The sequence below is a fragment of the Sinomicrobium sp. genome (assembly GCA_029266035.1).
In the GTDB taxonomy this organism is placed as follows: Bacteria; Bacteroidota; Bacteroidia; order Flavobacteriales; family Flavobacteriaceae; genus Sinomicrobium.
Window position 1 is genome coordinate 21975 of the sequence record JAJUFH010000018.1, and the last position, 19432, is coordinate 41406.

At 43.6% G+C, this 19432-nt stretch carries 11 protein-coding genes, 1 pseudogene and 1 riboswitch; of the genes and pseudogenes, 11 read left to right on the forward strand and 1 reads right to left on the reverse strand.

The features are described 5' to 3' along the window. The first annotated feature begins 34 nt into the window (after positions 1-34). The 3 genes from ACYZZR_RS09350 to ACYZZR_RS09360 are packed head-to-tail and all read left to right on the forward strand — an operon-like array spanning position 35 to position 7482. Positions 35-3550 carry a SusC/RagA family TonB-linked outer membrane protein gene (locus ACYZZR_RS09350; protein ID WP_461533739.1) on the forward strand — a complete coding sequence of 1172 codons (3516 nt, stop codon included), beginning with the start codon at positions 35-37 and terminating at the stop codon, positions 3548-3550. 4 nt (positions 3551-3554) lie between these two features. Next, positions 3555-4904, forward strand: coding sequence for a RagB/SusD family nutrient uptake outer membrane protein (locus ACYZZR_RS09355; RefSeq protein WP_461533740.1), 1350 nt, complete (start codon positions 3555-3557; stop codon positions 4902-4904). Between the two features lie 13 nt (positions 4905-4917). Next, on the forward strand, positions 4918-7482 hold the full coding sequence (locus ACYZZR_RS09360; protein ID WP_461533741.1) for a zinc-dependent metalloprotease: 2565 nt from the start codon (positions 4918-4920) through the stop codon (positions 7480-7482). A 724-nt stretch (positions 7483-8206) separates the two neighbouring features. On the opposite strand, the pseudogene tssD reads toward ACYZZR_RS09360, so the two are convergent. Continuing rightward, positions 8207-9655 (reverse strand): annotated as a pseudogene (gene tssD, locus ACYZZR_RS09365) (type VI secretion system tube protein TssD); the annotation flags it as partial. Positions 9656-10042: 387 nt separating this feature from the next. Here tssD and ACYZZR_RS09370 point away from each other — a divergent pair. The 8 genes from ACYZZR_RS09370 to ACYZZR_RS09405 all read left to right on the forward strand — a co-directional run bounded on the left by ACYZZR_RS09370 (position 10043) and on the right by ACYZZR_RS09405 (position 19426). Beyond that, positions 10043-10663, forward strand: a complete 621-nt coding sequence (locus ACYZZR_RS09370) for a TetR family transcriptional regulator (RefSeq protein WP_461533742.1) — start codon at positions 10043-10045, stop codon at positions 10661-10663. After that, complete coding sequence (locus tag ACYZZR_RS09375; protein ID WP_461533743.1) at positions 10653-11963, forward strand: TolC family protein; 1311 nt, start codon at positions 10653-10655, stop codon at positions 11961-11963. The genes ACYZZR_RS09370 and ACYZZR_RS09375 overlap by 11 nt, the downstream gene beginning before the upstream one ends. A gap of 19 nt (positions 11964-11982) precedes the next feature. Continuing rightward, positions 11983-13065 carry an HlyD family secretion protein gene (locus ACYZZR_RS09380; protein ID WP_461533744.1) on the forward strand — a complete coding sequence of 361 codons (1083 nt, stop codon included), beginning with the start codon at positions 11983-11985 and terminating at the stop codon, positions 13063-13065. 3 nt (positions 13066-13068) lie between these two features. Then, complete coding sequence (locus ACYZZR_RS09385) at positions 13069-14658, forward strand: MDR family MFS transporter (RefSeq protein ID WP_461533745.1); 1590 nt, start codon at positions 13069-13071, stop codon at positions 14656-14658. Between the two features lie 124 nt (positions 14659-14782). After that, complete coding sequence (locus tag ACYZZR_RS09390) at positions 14783-15181, forward strand: DUF5684 domain-containing protein (RefSeq protein ID WP_461533746.1); 399 nt, start codon at positions 14783-14785, stop codon at positions 15179-15181. Between the two features lie 81 nt (positions 15182-15262). Then, positions 15263-15571 carry a DUF2752 domain-containing protein gene (locus tag ACYZZR_RS09395; protein ID WP_461533747.1) on the forward strand — a complete coding sequence of 103 codons (309 nt, stop codon included), beginning with the start codon at positions 15263-15265 and terminating at the stop codon, positions 15569-15571. A gap of 360 nt (positions 15572-15931) precedes the next feature. Next, positions 15932-16123: riboswitch (cobalamin riboswitch) on the forward strand. Positions 16124-16241: 118 nt separating this feature from the next. Then, the gene (locus tag ACYZZR_RS09400; RefSeq protein ID WP_461533748.1) at positions 16242-18260 is read left to right on the forward strand and encodes a TonB-dependent receptor plug domain-containing protein; all 2019 of its coding nucleotides are present in this window, start codon (positions 16242-16244) and stop codon (positions 18258-18260) included. After that, positions 18257-19426, forward strand: a complete 1170-nt coding sequence (locus ACYZZR_RS09405; protein WP_461533749.1) for a YncE family protein — start codon at positions 18257-18259, stop codon at positions 19424-19426. The genes ACYZZR_RS09400 and ACYZZR_RS09405 overlap by 4 nt, the downstream gene beginning before the upstream one ends. Positions 19427-19432 lie beyond the last annotated feature (6 nt).

Here is a 19432-nt window from a genome sequence, read left to right on the forward strand (position 1 = left end):
TTGGACAGTTTCTGATAACCAAAACTATTTAGAGATGAAACAGCTTTTGTTGTTGACAGTTTTTGTCTTTGTTATTTTTTCCAGGCAGGCTTATTCGCAGGGAATTACCCTTCAGCCCATGGAGCGCTCTGTGGGACAGGTGATAGACGATATTGAAGCGCAAACGGTCTATCAGTTTATTTTTAACACCAGCGATGTAGATCTGGATAGAAAAGTATCGCTTTTAGCAGAAAATCAAGACATCGAAATGGTATTACAGCAGTTGTTTTCCGGTACCGAAACACAGTACGAGATTGCAGATCGGAAAATATTGCTGAGCAAAAGAGAAGCGGTTGCCCCTGTGGGAAACAGTAATCAGCAACGCACGATTACAGGTACGGTTCGCGATGTAGAAGGGAACCCTTTGCCGGGAGTAAGCATACGGATAAAGAACTCCCGCCGAGGAGTGGCCACCGACTTCGACGGAAATTATTCCTTGAATATTTCGAGTTCGGAAAGTACATTGGTAATTTCGAGTATAGGCTATAACTCCAGAGAGATCGTAGTAGGTGATCGCAGTTACTTACTTATTACTCTCGAAACCTCTGTAGACGAATTGGATGAGGTGGTGCTGGTTTCTACCGGATACCAGGAAGTTAAAAAAGATCAACTCACCGGAGCAGCTTCGGTAGTGGGCGCAAGCGAACTCAACCAGCGTACTATTGCATCGGGAAACTTTCTGGAAAGCCTTGAAGGGCAATTGCCTGGCTTGGTGTACAATTATAGAAACCCGAATACTCCCGAAGACGAACGGCTCACCATAAGAGGGGTGGCTACTTTTGACGGTGTAAAATCGCCGCTGATAGTTATAGACGGATTTCCGACAGATATAGATCTCAATGCTATAAATCCTAATATAATAGCCTCCGTTTCCGTATTGCGCGACGCCGCGGCCAGTACGATTTACGGAGCGAGAGCGGCCAACGGGGTGATCGTGATCGAAACACTGAGAGGGGAAGAGGGAAAACCTCGGTTTACGTTTAGGAATTCAGTAGCTATACAGTCGGCGCCAAATATGGGAGATTATCACTATGCCAAATCTGAAGAGTATATCGCCATCAAAAAGGCTATGGCCTTGCGGAGTACTACATCCAGACCTTCGGGTACCCGCATACAGTTTGACCCGGTGACCGATTTGGTATACGATATGCGAGACGGACTCATTTCTGAAGATCAGCTCAATACTACCTTGGGCGAATGGGGAAAATATCACAATGAAGAACAGTACGAAAACTTGTTTTACCGACCTTCTCTGATACAGAATTACGAGTTGGGGATGAGTGGCGGCGGTGCCAATAACCGATACCGGATGAGCCTAAATTACATCGATTACGATACTGATGAGAAATTTAACAACCGTCGAAGATTGGTGTTTAACCTCAGCGACAATTTTAAAATATCAGATCGGATTTCGTTAGATATCAGCGGTATCTATACCTATGAGAAAAACGAGGGTAGGGGGAGTATACCTGCCTATTCCGAATTACTGCCCTATCGTCCTTTGGTAGACGATATGGGAAATTCGCTCCCCAACTACAATTACCTAGAGGGGAGTGAAGAGGTAAACAATGAGGCTATGGCCCTCGGGTTGTACGATCGCTGGCGCTACCCTTATGCCGATTTTCTCAGCGAGCGCTTTACCTCCAGAAAAAATGCCTTTAGAATACAAGCTCGTCTGAATTTGGAAGTAGTAAAAGGACTCGAATTACAACTGGGCGGAGCTTATGAATATCAGAATACCGACGAAGATATACTGTATGACGAAAGCAATTATTTAGTGCGTGGCCTTGTCAATAAGGCTGCTCAGGCTGATCCCGCTACCGGAATGGCTGTGTTTACCCACGTACCTCAGGGCGATCTTCTCAAAAGGCAAGACTATAAAATCAAGGGATACACCTACCGCGCTCAGTTACATGCCGATTACGCGATAGGTGCCCGACAGCAACACGAAATATCGGCAATAGCAGGAGCTGAATTGCGGAAAGTGACCAACGGAAATTACCTTTCCTCCTTTTTCGGCTATAACGGACAAACTTTGAATATGAGTCCGGTCGACTTGCAGTTGCTCACCAGTCGTGATATTACTTCTGGGTTTCCGCAGTTTTCGTTCGGTGCAGCTTACATAAATTTGTATCAGTATTTCGGAGAAATGTTTGACGACAATCGCTACCGGTCTTTTTACTCGCAGGCTACCTATATCTACGACGGGAAATATATTGCTACGGGAAGTATTCGCCTCGATCAGTCTAACCTGTTCGGAACAGACCCGAAGAGTAGGAATAAGCCTCAGTGGTCTGCCGGAGCGAGCTGGTTGCTGCACAAAGAAGCCTTTATGAAGCCGCTGTCCGGCTGGCTGTCTGAATTCAAACTGAGAGGAGCCTATGGGCTTACCGGAAATGTACCTACCAGCAATAGCGGGAAATTTTTGATATTTAGGACAGGTCAGCGTTTCGGCGTTAGTCCGGCAATGCCCCATAATTCTATCGTTGCCCCACAAAACCAGTCCATCCGCTGGGAAAATACCAAAAACACCAATTTAGGAGCAGACTTTGGCTTTTTTGGACACAGGCTTTCCGGAACTTTCGACTGGTATAGAAAGAGAAGTGAAATGGTGTTGGGGAATTCTGAAGCCGACCCAACGACGGGATGGAGCAGGTATAATGCCAATACAGCCATTATCGAAAATAGAGGGGTGGAACTGAGCCTGCGCTCTCGAAATATCACCGGGGAAAGGTTTTCGTGGTCTACCCGCCTCACCGCTTCGTACAACAAGAACACCATAGAGAAAGTATTCAACCCCACTCCTTCATCCTACCGGAATACCAATTTTATAGATGCCAACGACCCGGTTGAAGATTACGCCCTGAACAGTTTGGTGAGTTTTCGCTACGCCGGGCTAAACGAAGACGGTGTACCTATGATGATCAATCGCGATGGAGAGGAACAGTTACTAACCACTTCGTCTGATATTTTTCTAGAAGACCTGATAAACAGCGGAACAACTACGCCAAAATACGTTATGGGACTGGGCAACGAATTTCGCTTTGGCAGGCTCAGCCTTTTTGCTATGCTGATGTATTACGGAGGTCATGTAACCCGGGTATTACCGCCCGACATTACTGCAAGCTATCCCTTGCAAGGAGCTGGCAATTACTGGCAGGCTCCCGGAGACGAGTTGGTAACCGATGTTCCAGGATTGTCACCTCCTTTTGGAGATCCTAACTACTCGGCTATGAGTTTTGGCCGCAGAATACACCGATACGCAGATCGATATGTGCGCAGCGCCGATCAGATAAGGCTTACCGATCTCACCCTTAGCTGGGATTTGGGTAGAGATTTTTTGAGTGGACTCAAGTTGTTTGACACTCAATTGCGTTTTCAGGCTCAGAATGTGTGGAGGCATACCTTTAGTGGCAATGATATAGATATGGATGCCATAGATCCGGATACCGGATTGAGAGGACTGCACATAAGGCCTGTATATACCGTTCAATTAATTGCTAAATTTTAAAAAGATGAAATCAGTATTTTATATAGGAATGATAGGAGTGCTTTTGGGGCAGATGGTCTCCTGTAGCGACGATTTTCTGGATGTGACACCCAAAGGAGAGACACTTCCGGAAACTATAGAAGATTACGATCTGCTATTTAACTATTTGTCTTTGACCGATTTGATGCCAAGTGTTTTGCAATACGCCGAAGACGACAGCTATATCACCTCAGGAGCTGAAGTGATAGGTGACAGAGAGAACGCCTATTTCTGGAATCACAACTTAGATACTGATCCGGAGAGTAATCCGCAAGTGTGGCAACCGCTATACCTCGGGCAGTATTACGCCAATGTGGTTATACAGGAGGTGATGAAGGTGCAGGAGGGTACCGAGGCTGAAAAACGGTCATTGATGGGGCAAGCCATGACTATTCGCGCTATGAATTATTTGTATCTGCTCACCGCTTTTGCCAATGCCTATCACCCCGATATTAATCCCGACGATCTCGGGGTACCCTTGGTTACCTCTATCAACGTAACCGATAAAATTCCAGCTCGATCTACGCTCAAAGAGTGTTTTGACCTGATGACATCCGACCTCAAACAAGCGATGGAGTGGTTGCCTGAAGTGCACAGCAACCGCTGGAGGGTAACCCGCTATGTGGCGGCAGGGGTGCTGGCCCGAGTTTACACCTATACCGGGCAATACGAAGAGGCTAATACCTATGCCACTATAGCTCTTGAGAGTCCGCAGATTGACAAAATACTGGATTACAACGCGATGGAACCTGCCGATTTTCCGAGTGAAGACGTCAACTCGGAACGCTTGTGGGTAGATAAGACCAACAGCAATTACAGCAGCAGCTTTTACTCTTACGATTTGTTGGAATATTTTCAGGATGGCGATTCGCGCATACGTTTGTTTACCCTGCCAGATGAAGATACCGGGATTGTGGTAAGGGAAGAAGACGTCAGAAGTTTTGGGTTGAGCTATCCGGAGATGTACCTTATCCAGGCCGAATACCGGGCACGTAATGGAGAAATAGATGCTGCTATGGAGATTATCAATACCCTTCGCGAATTTCGGATACCCGAAGGCACCCCCGGCCGAGCACTCACAGCTACCAATGCCGAAGAAGCGCTGGAAGTGGTGTTGGCCGAAAGGCGTCGAGAACTGGTGTTTAGAGGAACGCGATGGATGGATATGAAGCGGTTGGACCTCGAAGGACGTATGCCTGCCGTGCATAGGTATATGAATAATGACCCGTCAGACCAGCTGATTCAAACCTTGGAGCCCGGAAGCCCGAATTACACCTTTGAAATTCCCGAAAAAGTATTGAGTATGAACCCCGATATGGAACCTAATCATCGATAAAAAAATGCAAACTGTGAAAAAGAGTGTTACAGGATTGCTGTTGGTACTGTGCCTTGCCAGTTCTTGTAGCATCTTGAAAAAGAAAGAGGTAGTTACAGCAACTTCCGAAAAAAAGTATGGCTCGAGCGAGACCAAGGCCTACGACAAGGTTATTACCAAAGAAGCTAAAAGCCAAAAGGGATTGATGGGTGTACACCAAGTAGACAGAACCTTCTATCTCGAGATTCCCGACAGCCTGTTGAAAAGGGAAATGCTAGTGGTGTCGCGCTTTATAAAAACTCCCGCAGGCGCACCGACCTATGGAGGAGAAGAGATAGGTGAAAAGACTATTTGGTTTGAAAAAGGTCCGACCAATAAGATCTTTCTACGCGTGCAGACTCTGGTGAGTAGAGCCAGTGATGAGGATGCTATTTCCAAAGCGGTAAACAATTCCAGTGCCTCTCCTATTATCGAAGCCTTTGATATAGAGGCGATAAAAGGAAAGGACAAGTCGTATGTGATCGATGTGACCGATTTTATAAACAGTGAAAACAGCTTGCTGAGCTTGTCGGATAAGGAGAAAAAGAAACTGAACCTGTCGTCGTTGGAAAAGGACAAGTCGTATATAAAGGCTATCAAAACCTATCCTATCAACACCGAGATCAAGACGGTAAAGACTTATAAGGCAAAACTATCGGAAGACAAGAAAAAAAATCTTCCGGCGGCAGTGCTGTCGGGTATGGTTACGGTAGAGATCAACAACTCTATTGTATTACTGCCTAAAGTGCCTATGAAAAAGCGTTATTTCGACAGTAGAGTGGGATATTTTGCCAGCTCCTATTGGGAGTATGGCGACGATCAACAGCGAGCTGATCGTAACACCTATATTCACCGATGGCGACTAGAACCGAAGGAAGAAGATATGGAGCGTTGGAAAAGGGGAGAACTGGTAGAACCGAAAAAGCCTATAGTGTATTATATAGATCCTGCAACTCCTAAAAAATGGCGACCATACCTGATACAAGGAGTAAACGACTGGCAGGAAGCCTTTGAACAAGCAGGATTTAAAAACGCCATTATGGGAAAGGAATGGCCGGAAGACGACGACAGTATGAGTCTTGAAGATGCTCGATTCTCGGTGATTCGCTATTTTGCTTCACCGGTTAGAAATGCCTACGGTCCTAATATCACAGATCCCAGAAGCGGAGAGATTATGGAAAGTCATATAGGCTGGTTTCACAATGTGATGAATCTTGTGCACAATTGGTATATGGTACAGGCAGGAGTAATCGATCCGCGTGCGCGGAAAATGAAGTTCGACGACGAACTTATGGGGGAGTTGATTCGCTTTGTGGCTTCGCATGAAGTAGGACACACACTCGGACTGCGTCACAATATGGGAGCTAGTTATGCGACTCCTGTAGAAAAACTGAGAGACAGTGCTTGGCTGGAAAAACACGGACATACCAGCTCTATTATGGATTATGCGAGATTTAACTATGTAGCACAGCCGGAAGACAATATTTCTATAAGAGGGATGATGCCGAGAATAGGAGATTACGACAAATGGGCCATACAATGGGGGTATTCGCGGTTTCCGGAACAGCTGTCTGCTACAGAAGAAAAGGAATTGTTGAGCCAGTGGGCTACAGATAGTATTGCTGCCAATCCCCGTTTGTGGTTTGGTGGAGAAGGAAGAGATTTCGATCCGCGGTCACAGTCGGAAGACTTAGGAGATAATTCCGTAACAGCCAGTATATACGGTATAAAAAACCTGCAGCGTATAGTACCTCAATTACTAGAGTGGACTCGTGAAAAAAAGAGCGATAACTACGAAGGACTTGAAGAAATATACAATGCGGTGTATAAGCAATACGACAAATATACCTCACATGTATTGAAAAATATAGGTGGACTGTATGTGACCCCTAAAACTGTAGGAGAGGGAGGTGATGTATACGCTCCTGTGGATAAAGCCAGACAAAAAGAAGCTCTCGATTTTATAGATACTTACGTCTTCCACGAGCCTTCTTGGCTGTTGTATGACGATGTGATCAATAAAATAGAGGCTCCACTGTCTAAAAACAACTATTCCAAAAACATGGAGGGTGTGATGACTACTTTGCTCGGCGGAAGTCGGCTGAGCCGTATGGAATTTATCGCCGATCGCTATAAATACGACGAACCGTATATGCCCGAAGAATTTGTGGAAGACGTAAGAAGTATGGTTTGGAAGGAGTTGGATTCCAATACGCCGGTAAATCCATATCGCAGAAGTGTTCAGAAAGCCTATGTAGCGAGTATACTTACCCTTTATAATCCTAAAAAACCAAAAGGAGGGCTTTTAGAATCCCTGTTGGCAAAGCTCTCAGAAGGTAATACTTTGCATACCGACGTGAGAGCTATAGCCCTAGCACAACTGATGGTGCTGGAAGAGAGGTTGAAAAAGAGTATTCCCTTTACTCGAGATTCCATGACTCGAATGCACTATCAGTTTATATACCGACAGATAAAAGATGTGTTGGGTGACGAAAAACTGCCCTTGCAACTCTATCCGTTAAACATGGAAATGTCTGCGCAAGACGACAGACAGAAATAGTAATGACATTACAGTTCGCATTTTTTTATAAGGGATGCCCTTAAAAATAGGTATAGGATAAGCCCTCGTTTTTGCAATGTCTAAACGAGGGCAATTGCTAGCCTTACCCCGGATTGGCAATAACCTCTTTTTCAGTTAGTACTTTTCCTGTTATTCCGTCGATGATATAGGCTTTAGATTTTCATTTTTTGGTTTTAAAAAACACTTCCCAGACTTTTTTATTCCTGTACACCGGGTCTGAAGTCCCCCTGCTTAGCGAGAATATAGGGTTTTCCTTCCGCATTTTGTGTCTGCCTTTCTCCTTGGCAATAGCAATGGCTTGCGCCCAACAAATCGTATAGCCTTTGTCGTGGTCTATGACTTTAGTGATATTGCCCTGCTCGTCATAATGAGTTTCTTTGCCTACTTCTGTTAAACCATCTAAGTATAAAAATCGAACTCTTTTTAACTTTCCCGAAGGAGAATACCATAACCATTTCCCTATATTTGTTTGCTTGTTTGTTTGTTATATCATTCCCGTCTGGATATGTGTAATATCTACTTAGAATCGTTTCGTTATTAAGAATAGTATCCATTTCTTTGGGGTACTTTTTTTTGTCAAAAAAAATTTCTTCTTCGGTCACAATATTATCAAACTCACATAGCTTTTGGTTCTCTATGATATTTTTATAGTTATTGCATGATACGATAGTTATTACCGTTAACATTATCCAAGACACCTTTTTCATTGAGTAAATTTTGATTGATGTAGTTTTTCCCACTGCCATTTCCAAGTGGTTTGTTTACTGTTGCTATAATCCATATAATTATCGGTTCTACCCTGTTTAAAAATATGATCCTTTTCCTGATTTTTGGGTTTACCTTCCATATCTCTTTCATCAAAACTATGAGGTACACCACAGGCGTGCATAATTTCATGGGGAATTTCAGTTTCAGGGTATACTTCACTATTTTTCAAAAGCATCATAGACACTCCACTATCTCCTCTTGGGGTAATTCCATTGTTATAGCTTGATTTTTCTGGAGTAATGATGCCACATTTTAGATTTGTGAGATATAAGATAACTTCAAAAGGAGCAGCTTCTTTGACCTTTTCCATTTTTTGAAGGTTATACACTTGATGTACACTCGTTAAAAAATTACTTTTTGCCGTGTTATCATATTTAATCTCATCTTTTGTACCTTCTACAAAGCATTCTTTGATACGCTTTGGATATCCAGATAATTGTTCGTTTCTATTATTTTCTTTGGTCTGCTTATTTTCCAAGTCAGCTATATCCAATACCTCTGGTGTTTCATTCACAAGTTCAACATCTATCATGGCGGGATTAAAGGCTTTTTTAAAATAGTCTTCAAGTTTTTGTTTGTTTATTTTCGATTCTATATCATCATAATCACTTCTACTACCTTGTACCTCCACAATCACCCAACGCAGTTTTAATGTTTTTCGTTGATTTTGCCATACATTTATGGCTCCTGCCAATTTTCCATCCCCATAGACCTCTAACTTGGTAGGTTCAGTCAGGTTCCTAGTGCATTTTATATGAACCTCTTTGGCGTCCTGTAATTCTTCGGGAGAAATCTCAAACCCTTTGCCTTCTAATGTGACCTTGTCAATGTTTTTAAATTTATCTTTATCTACTTTTAATGTAATGGTCTGCCCTTTTTTAATACTGACCCAAGGAATGAAATACTCTTTGCCTTCTATATCTTCAATAGGCGTATACACCTTCTTTAAGGCATCGTAGTCCTCCACAATGTTTTTATAATTGTCTCTCATCCAGTCAAAACCAAACACTCCGTTTTTCAGATCGTCATTTTTGGCTTTAAATTCTATTCGGCATTTTTGTTTTTTGTTTTCCTCTTCTTTCGGTTCATAAGGCTTTATCTCTGTAAACGGATTAGAAACCCGCCAAGGCTTGATAAATTTGGACCCATTGATGGATAAAATTCCGGGAGTTAACTCAAAGGTATTGATCATAGCCTCACCATCATGGTTGAAATCTTCCGTATACGTCACGCAATAACAGTCCCAGAATTCTATTCTTCTCATAGTGCGCATTCCGTCACGTTCGTAAAAAACAAGATATCCTTTTTTCATCATACTGGGACTTTTCGCCCATTCAAAAATGGAAGTACTTTTAGCGCTTTCTATCCGAATTGTCATTTTTCCTCCATTGGGATCAGCTCAGGGCCGATCACTGTGGTCGGTTGTTGCTGCATGTTTAAACGGAAGGCTTTCACTCGAATAGGAGCCTCATCTTCTATGTGTAGTTCGGCAAGAAAAGACATAAGCTATTAGTGTTATAAGTCATTGTAATAGGGCATAAGGGAAGTATAAATATACAGATTTTTCTTAAATATATAATAGCTTTTCTTTACAGTGTATTTTCAATAGGTACTATTTTTATCTAACTGCAAATTATTTTCAGGCGATTTTTCAATCAGTTGAACGAAGCTTATCGATTCCAATATCAAAAAAATACAAAAAAAACAGATTAAACGTTTGTTTGAATTAAACGTTTGTTTAATTTTGTGCCCTCAATTAAAAAATGAGGTGATGGACTTAGGTGAAAAGCAGATTCATATTCTCAATGTGGCCGAAAAGTTATTCGCTAAAAATGGTTTTGACGGCACCTCGGTACGGCAGATTGCCAGTGAGGCCGATGTGAATATCGCGATGATTTCCTACTATTTCGGATCTAAGGAAAAGATGTTGGAGGCCTTGATGCACTACCGCTTTGAAGGGTTTAGAAGGGAAATGGACAAGGTGATGTCTGAAGAGGGCGATTACTTTGAGAAGATAGATCACATGATTGCTTTTATGATTAAGCGAATACACCAAAACCGCTATGTCTACAAGGTGGCAAATTCTGAGTATTCAAAGCAGAACAGACAGGTGAATTTTGAGAAGTATGTCGCCCAAAAGATTGAAAATTACAAATTAATCGAGGCTTTGATCAAAAGAGGACAGCAAGCGGGAGTGTTTTCTTCCGAGGTATATATTCCACTTATGATACCTACAGTGGTAGGGACTTATTTTCACTTTTACTACAACAAAAAGTTTTTTATGACCCTTTTTGAAGTAGATAAAGAGGAGGATGTAGACGATTTTGTGTACACCACATTAACAGCACATATTCAACAAACTATAAAAAAGTTACTTTCTAATGAAAATTAAACTGTCATTGTTTTTTCTGTTGTTGGCAGCCTGGTCGATAGAGGTAGAGGCACAGGAAAAAAAGCCGTTGGGGCTACAGGAGGCCATAGAACTCGCGTTGACCAATGGCGATGAAGCAAAAATTGCGGATGAAAAAGTAAACGCAGCTACGAGCGAGCTCAAGGTGACTCGTAATTCGCAATACCCCGACCTGAGAGCATCTGGGCAGTATATGCACCTTGCTGAGCCCAATATCACAGGAGCCTTGTTACCTGTAGGCGATGGGAATGGGGGTGGAGCTCCGGATGTAGATCGGGTAATGATAGGGCAGATTAATGCCTCTATACCCTTGTTCTCCGGCTTTAAGCTCAAAAACCTCGTTCAGGCAAGCGAAAACCGCTTAGAAGCGGCAAAACTCAATGCAGTGAGCGAAAAGGAGCAGCTGGTCATGAAAACGGTGGCCGATTATGTCAACCTGTACAAGGCGCGACAAACGGTGATATTGGTTAGAGAAAACCTGAAGAGCGCAGCACAGCGGGTAAAGGATTTTTCGGCTATGGAGGCCAACGGTCTTCTGGCTCGTAACGATCTTTTAAAAGCCAAATTACAGGAGTCTAATGTAAAGGTAACCTTGGAGGAGGCGCTTAAAAATGAACGTATACTTCACTACCGTTTGCTCACCTTGCTAAAACTGCCCGAAGGTACGGAGATCGCATTAAACGAAGGCGAATTGGATATGGCTCCGGTGAGCTTGTCGGATAGTTTGGAGATGTCTCGAAGCGATCTGGAGGCACTTCGCTACCAGGAGAAGGCAGCTGAAAACCAAATAAAAGTAGCACGCAGTAAGGTGTTTCCGTCTGTTCAACTCATAGGCGGATATGTGGCGGCAGATATACACAACGCCCTTGCAGTTACTAATGCCATTAATTTTGGGGTAGGGGTGTCTTATAATATCTCCGATATTTTTAAGTCGGCAAGCGATGTGAAAGTAGCAAAGAGCAAGGCGACAGAGCTTCAGTACAGCCTTGATCAGTATGCCGATCAGCTAAACATTCAGCTTAAAAATGCTCTTGAAGATTACAGACTGGCTATTAAGAAATATGAGGTGTATACCGAGTCTAAAGAACAGGCTGCCGAGAATTACCGCATCGTAAAAGACAAATACGACAACGGCCTGGTAGATACCAACGATTTGCTGGAAGCCGATGTACAACAGTTGCAATCGAATATAGACTTGGCTTATGCCCGAGCCGAAATTACCCAAAAATATTACGAACTCCTGACAGCGCAGGGTACGCTAACAAACCACATAACTCAATAAACAAATCATTTTTTAGAAAATGGAACAGAAGAAAGAGACCAATAAGAAATTTGTAATTATTATCGCCGTATTGTTGGGAGTAGGATTGGTATATGGCGGATACAAATTAGTACACTCCTTTTCTCACGAAACTACCGACGACGCTCAGATAGAAGCCAGAATGAACCCGGTAATTCCTCGTGTAGAAGGCTATGTAAAAAAAGTATATGTCACCGACAACCAAGAGGTGAAGGCAGGAGATACCCTCTTTGTGATCGATGATCAGGACTACAGAGTGCGACTGGAACAGGCGCGCGCGGGTCTAGCGGCAGCAGAGAGCCAGCTTGCTGTAGCAAAAGCGAGCATAGGTTCGTATGTGGCCAATGCTGCAGCATCTAAGTCGCAGGTGCAATCGGCCAAAGGAAATATAGAGACTGCAAAAACACAATTGTGGAGAGCGACCAAAGATTACGAAAGGTTTAAAAATCTCTATGAAAACCACTCTATCACCGCTCAACAATACGAGCAAGCACTCGCTACTAAAGAACAAGCTGAACAACAGCTTCAGATCTTGGAGAGTCAGCAAAAAGCGACCAGCAGTCAGCACCATGCAGCTATTTCTCAAACAGAGATTTCTGAGAAACAGGTCATAGTCGCAGAGGCTAATGTAAAAAGTGCTCAGGCCAATCTGGATGCAGCTTTGCTCAATATGAGTTATACTGTGGTTACCGCACCTATAGATGGACAATTGTCGGATGTAGGCCTTCAAGAAGGACAGTTTGTTAGACCGGGACAATCTTTGTTCTATCTCGTGAATACCAAAGATATCTGGGTGGTGGCCAATTTTAAAGAAACCCAGCTCGACAAGATGAGAGTGGGACAAAAGGTGAGTATAGAGGTAGATGCCTATCCCGATGAAGAATTCGAAGCTGTGGTAACTGCATTTTCTCCTGCAACAGGAGCCAAATTTGCCTTGTTGCCCCCCGATAATGCTACCGGTAACTTTGTGAAAACAGTACAAAGACTTCCGGTTAAAATAGATTTTGTTTCGAGTAACGATAAGAAAAAACTTGCTCGGGTGCGCTCCGGAATGAACGTATTCGTTGATGTGCATTTAAAGTAAATTATGGCTGAAGTACAGGAAATAAATGAAAATGACCTGGTAGCCTATGGCTTCCGAAGGGTGATTATCACAATTACCGCCATCTTGTGTGCCCTTCTGGAAATCATAGATACCACCATTGTAAACGTGGCACTCAACGATATGGGAGGAAGCCTGGGGGCATCGCTTAACGATATTGCCTGGGTGATTACGGCCTATGCCATTGCCAACGTTATTATTATCCCTATGACGAGCTGGCTTTCAAAACAGTTCGGACGGCGAAATTATTTTGCAGCTTCCATTATCGTGTTTACCGTTACCTCTTTTTTGTGTGGTAATGCTACCAATTTATGGGAATTGGTAATCTTCCGATTTATTCAGGGAATGGGCGGTGGAGCCCTGTTGGTAACCGCACAGACGATTATTACAGAGAGCTATCCCAAAGAAAAAAGAGGGATGGCTCAGGCGATCTACGGTATGGGGGTTATTGTGGGACCTACACTTGGTCCTCCGCTAGGAGGATACTTGGTGGATAACTATTCCTGGCCCTATATTTTCTACATCAATATCCCTGTGGGTATTATCGCTACCTTTTTGGCTATACTCTATGTGAAGAGTCCGAAATACGGTGAAAAACTCAAAGCGAGTCAGGTCGACTGGTGGGGTATAGCTTTGCTGGCCGCTTTTGTAGGCTCTTTGCAGTTTGTATTGGAACACGGGCAACAAGACGACTGGTTTTCTGATACAACTATATTAGTGCTGAGTATAGTGTCGGTATTTGGACTGGTGCTATTTATATGGCGTGAACTGGTTTACGAGCATCCTATTGTCAACCTCAGGGTTTTGAGAGATTACAACTTGCGGATAGGTACCATACTGACGTTTATTCTCGGTTTCGGATTGTACGGATCTACCTTTATCATTCCGATCTACACCCAGTCTGTTCTGGGGTGGACAGCGACGGATGCAGGTTTGTTGTTGATACCTAGTTCTATTACCACCGGACTTATGATGCCGGTGATAGGAAAATTGTTGGAGCGAGGCGTATCACAGAAATATCTCGCTGCAGTCGGATTTTCCATATTCTTCATTTACAGCTATTGGATGTATACCATGATGACGCCAGATACGGGAGGGGAACACTTCTTCTGGCCCTTGGTCACCCGAGGTATCGGATTAGGACTGTTGTTTGTGCCTATTACAACCCTGTCGCTGTCTACGCTGGAGGGCAAGAATATTGGAGAAGGAGCGGCGTTTACGGGAATGATGAGACAATTGGGAGGGTCGTTTGGTATAGCGATTATCACCACCTTTGTCGCCCGTTTAGGACAGCAGCACCGAGTGAATCTCATTCCCAATCTAAACGGAACTAATTTTGAAGTACAAGAACGCATCAATGCCTACCAGCAGATGTTTATAAGTAAAGGCTATAGTATAAATGAAGCTCTTGATAGAGCGTATAAGCTATTGGAAGGCTCTGTAACCCTTCAGAGTACGGTCCTTTCGTATATGGATATCTTTATTTATCTCGGAGTGTTGTTTTTAATCTGTGTGCCTTTTGTACTTATGATTAAAAAGGGCTCCGGAAAAGTAAATGCCTCGGCAGCACATTAGTATTGCAAAGAACGGAAATAAAAATAGCTGGTCAAAATACTGGTTTTTGGGGATATTGTACAGTTTTCGTTTTTTACTACTTTTGTGAAGTACGCAATCTAAAACTTTAAACAAAATAGTAAATATGGAAACAAGCAATCAAGTAGGTGCGGCTGCCGGACTTATAGGAATGTTGATTTATCTGGCTTTAATTGTACTCGTCATAGCGGGTATGTGGAAGATTTTTGAAAAGGCCGGAAAACCGGGATGGGCGGCAATTGTACCTGTCTACAATATTATAGTACTGTTGGAAATTGTCGGTAAACCTATGTGGTGGATTGTATTGATGTTGGTACCTTGTGTCAATATTGTAGCTCAGATATGGGTTACCAATTTGTTGAGTAAGAGTTTCGGGAAGAGCGAAGGCTTTACCGTAGGGATGGTGCTGTTGCCTATGGTGTTTTATCCCATTCTAGGCTTTGGAGACTCGCAGTATCAGGGACCTTCTGCCAAAGAAGCCCAAGTGATCGATCCGGAGATATAGGCTCAAGAGAATAAATATCGTAAAATAATACACAAACAGTAAGCCCGGACATCATATCCGGGCTTTTTGGTATTTTGTAATATGTCTGATATCTGGCACTGGCTTCAACATCATCTTTTGCCCTGTCCGCTAAAGTGGCTTACGGGCTTCGACTGTCCAGGTTGCGGCTTTCAGCGATCTCTCATGGCGCTGTTGCAGGGCGATATGGAGAAGAGTTGGGAGTTGTATCCTGCCACCATTCCCTTGCTCTTGCTCTTTGCTATAACCCTATGGCAGAGAATTCAACCTTCCGGTTTTGGAAAATACTGCTTTAAAATACTGGTATATGTTGCCGGAAGTATTATCCTTATTAGCTATATCCTTAAAATAACTGCCGGAATCCGATGGTAGGTACACGGATAGTCTGTAAAATGGACCTTTCCATTTTTAATCAAATTGACAATCCTGATCTAGTGGGGCATATAGAGCGTATCGGAAAAGTTTTTTACGTACCGGTTGAGGTTTAAATGTGATGGCCGTCGATTGCATATGACATGTATCCGACGCCGTAGAGACGCAAAATTTTGCGTCTCCCCCTCATTGACGAATTGTCGTGGTACGATGGACAATTTTTAAATGGGTATTTCCATATAATTTATTCAATACAAATGTGTATCAAATAAAATATTGATGTGTGAAAATCCCAGTAGAGTCTTTTGCCTTGCGCAGAAAAGTATTGAAACCACCAGTTGACAGTCTTCCAAAATAAACTATATTTGCCGCAAAATCGGTTGGGGGTGCTATAGCGCTCTCATTAAAAGGGAATCCGGTGTGAGTCCGGAACTGTCCCGCAGCTGTAAGCTCGTCAAAGCCGACCCCTATATGATGGTCACTGTTCCAAACGGAATGGGAAGGCCGGGGAAGGGAGCAAGTCAGAATACCTGCCGTTTTTGCAATTTATTCGTGGCTTTCGGGGATTGAAGCCGGAATATCAGGATTTTATATCCTTATACTTCCAGTTGATTTTGCAGGTTTTCTGCAAAAAAACTCTCCCGGCCATAGCAATGATTTGATACGGGAGATGTCGATAAAAAATAACAGATTTATTAACCTATTGAATTGCCTTCGGCTGTGTTTTCCGGTATTTGCCATCTTTGCGGGATACGGTCAGGAAAAGGACAGTGTTACGGACTATCGCAAGCTGGAAGAAGTGGTGCTGTGGCAGGAACGAAAGTCGACTGAACACACGGCAGTAGTTCCGGTACAGCAGCTGTCGGGAGAAACTCTAAAACGCATGAGCAGCCTTTCGGTGGCAGATGCTGTGCGTTATTTTAGCGGGGTACAACTCAAGGATTACGGCGGGGTTGGCGGACTAAAAACCATCAATGTGCGCAGTATGGGTAGCGAACATACCGGTGTTTTTTACGACGGTATACGATTGGGAAATGCCCAGAACGGACAGGTAGATCTCGGGAAATACGCCTTAGACAATCTCGAAGAAATCTCCCTGTACAATGGTCAGCGCCCCGATGCCGGACAGTCGGCCAAAGCTTATGCCTCAGCTAATACTATTTACTTACAATCTCGTAAACCGGAGTTTGAAGAAGGTGAGCAGTGGCATCTTCACAGCGGAATAAAAACAGGGTCTTTTGGCTTGTTCAACCCTTATCTCAACCTCGACTATAAAATCAACAATCGTCTTTCGGCTCGAGTGAGTACGGCGTATACCTATGCTCATGGACGCTATAAATACCGATTTACCAATGGGGTATACGACACCACAGCCACAAGGGAGAATGCAGATATCCGTGCCCTGAGATTGGAGGGAGCGCTATATGGTACTACCGGCTTTAACAGCAAGTGGTTTGTTAAATATTACCACTACGATTCCGAAAGAGGACTGCCCGGAGCGGTGGTAGCCAACAGGTTTTATCGTCCACAGCGACAATGGGATAAGAACGATTTTGTTCAGGGAGAGTACAGACAACAGTTTACCGACCGTTATTACGCCGTATTCAGAGCAAAATACAGCAAGGACTACAGCCGTTATTTCGACCCCGAAATCGTGACAACCTCAGGATTTTTGGACAATAGGTATCACCAGGAAAGCCTTTATTTTTCTTTATCCAATAGTTACCGACTTACAGATTTCTGGAAATTGGGTCTGGCTGTTGATTACGAAAACAATACCCTCGATGCCAATCTCTACCGCTTTGCCTATCCGGAACGGAACAACTATCTCGTAGCCCTTACCACCAATATGGACTGGCCTCGACTAAACCTACAAGGCAGTTTGCTCAGTACAACAGTAAAAGAGCGGGTAAGGTATTACGAAAGGGCAGAAGACCGGCAAGAATTTACCCCGACACTAATGGTGGGCTGGCAGCCGTTTAACAGTCCCAATTTCAGACTTCGAGCCTATTATAAACGCATTTTTCGAATGCCTACATTCAACGACCTTTACTATACGTTTGTGGGGAATACCTTTTTGAATCCGGAATATACTGAGCAGCTGAATCTTGGTTTTTCTTATAAGCAGCAGAGGGACAAATACTTATTGGAATTTCAGGGGGATGTGTATAAGATAGGAGTAAAAGATAAGATTGTAGCTGTCCCGGGAGTTAACCTGTTCCGATGGACTATGCTCAACCTCGGGAAAGTATCGACTACGGGAGCCGAGGCAAGGGTAAGATGGAGTGGGACTACAGTCGGGGGACTGACCTATGGAATGCAGTTCAATTACACCTGGCAGGAGGCTTTGGATAAGACCCCGGGCAGTTCGGTATACGGCAATCAGATTCCCTATATCCCGGTGCACAGTGGTAGCGCCAATATCTCAGCCAGCTATCGGAAATGGCAACTCAATTACAGTTTTATTTATACCGGTGAACGCTATAGTCAAAAGGCAAATATCCCATCTAATTACCTGCAGCCTTGGTATACACACGATATAGCGGCGAGGTATGAACTGAAGGTGTGGGAGAATAAAATGGAACTTTCTTTAGCTGTAAATAATCTTTTAAACCAGTATTACGATGTGATTAAGAACTTTCCGATGCCGGGACGTTCGTATCGTTTAACTATTAATTATACTTTATGAGGATAGACTTCACAGAATGGTCGAGGTATTCAGCAGTGCTCACCTGCCTACTTCTAGTAGCACTTACCGCTTGTCGCAGCGATGATCCGCTGGAATCGGGAGGAGTTTTTGAGCCTCCAGCTTCCGAAGAACCTGGGAAATCTGAAGGAGAAGTCAGAGGTTTTTACCTCTTGAACGAAGGCAATATGGGAGCGAACAAGGCGTCGCTGGATTTTTACGACTACACTACCGAAACCTATATCTCCAATGTGTTTAGCAAAGCCAACCCCGAATTAGTGGGTGGTTTGGGAGATGTAGGTAACGATATAGCAGTTTATGGCTCTAAACTCTATGTGGTAGTCAATGTTTCTAACAAGGTAGAGGTGCTGGATCTACATAGTGGAAAACGCCTTGGGAAAATAGATGTGCCCAATTGTCGCTATATCACTTTTTACGAAGGGAAAGCCTATCTGAGTGCGTATTTAGGGGAAGTAGCTCTAGATCCCAATGCTCCCAACGGTATGGTAGCGGAAATCGATACGACTAGTTTGCAGATTACCCGAACCGTGGAAGTGGGAAGGCAACCGGAAGAGCTGGTAGGGCACGAAGGAAAACTCTATGTGGCTAATTCCGGAGGCTACAGTCCGCCAGACTATGAAACCACCTTGTCGGTAATCGATCTCGATAGTTTTCAAGAGACAGAGCGCATAGAAGTAGGGATGAATTTACACCGCTTGAAAATTGATGAAGAGGGAGATCTGTATGTGTCATCGCGAGGAGACTATTACGATAATCCCGCACGCCTATATGTGGTGGATACCGAAGATCACAAAGTGAAAAAGAGCTTTGATCTCGCTGTAAGTGATATGGAAATTCACAAAGGGATAGCCTATGCCATTGGAGTAGAGTTCAACTTCCATACCGGGCAGAATACCATAAGCTATAGCAAGATAGATACCCGAACAGAAAGCTTGCTGGACGATTCTTTTATCACCGACGGCACAGAAGAAGGGATTGAGTTGCCTTACGGTGTGGCAATCAACCCTCAAACCGATGAAATACTACTCACCGATGCCGGTGATTACGTAAGTCCGGGTAGGCTCTATTGCTTTAGTCCCGATGGTGTGTTGCAGTGGACTGTAACCACCGGAGATATTCCGGCACATATTGCTTTTGTAGTCGAATAAAACCAC

Excerpts from the sequence above, each read along its gene's own strand:
- ACYZZR_RS09350 (WP_461533739.1), top strand. The coding sequence starts at position 35 with ATGAAACAGCTTTTGTTGTTGACAGTTTTTGTCTTTGTTATTTTTTCC.
- ACYZZR_RS09355 (WP_461533740.1), top strand. The coding sequence starts at position 3,555 with ATGAAATCAGTATTTTATATAGGAATGATAGGAGTGCTTTTGGGGCAG.
- ACYZZR_RS09370 (WP_461533742.1), top strand. The coding sequence starts at position 10,043 with ATGGACTTAGGTGAAAAGCAGATTCATATTCTCAATGTGGCCGAAAAG.
- ACYZZR_RS09375 (WP_461533743.1), top strand. The coding sequence starts at position 10,653 with ATGAAAATTAAACTGTCATTGTTTTTTCTGTTGTTGGCAGCCTGGTCG.
- ACYZZR_RS09380 (WP_461533744.1), top strand. The coding sequence starts at position 11,983 with ATGGAACAGAAGAAAGAGACCAATAAGAAATTTGTAATTATTATCGCC.
- ACYZZR_RS09385 (WP_461533745.1), top strand. The coding sequence starts at position 13,069 with ATGGCTGAAGTACAGGAAATAAATGAAAATGACCTGGTAGCCTATGGC.
- ACYZZR_RS09390 (WP_461533746.1), top strand. The coding sequence starts at position 14,783 with ATGGAAACAAGCAATCAAGTAGGTGCGGCTGCCGGACTTATAGGAATG.
- ACYZZR_RS09395 (WP_461533747.1), top strand. The coding sequence starts at position 15,263 with ATGTCTGATATCTGGCACTGGCTTCAACATCATCTTTTGCCCTGTCCG.
- ACYZZR_RS09400 (WP_461533748.1), top strand. The coding sequence starts at position 16,242 with ATGTCGATAAAAAATAACAGATTTATTAACCTATTGAATTGCCTTCGG.
- ACYZZR_RS09405 (WP_461533749.1), top strand. The coding sequence starts at position 18,257 with ATGAGGATAGACTTCACAGAATGGTCGAGGTATTCAGCAGTGCTCACC.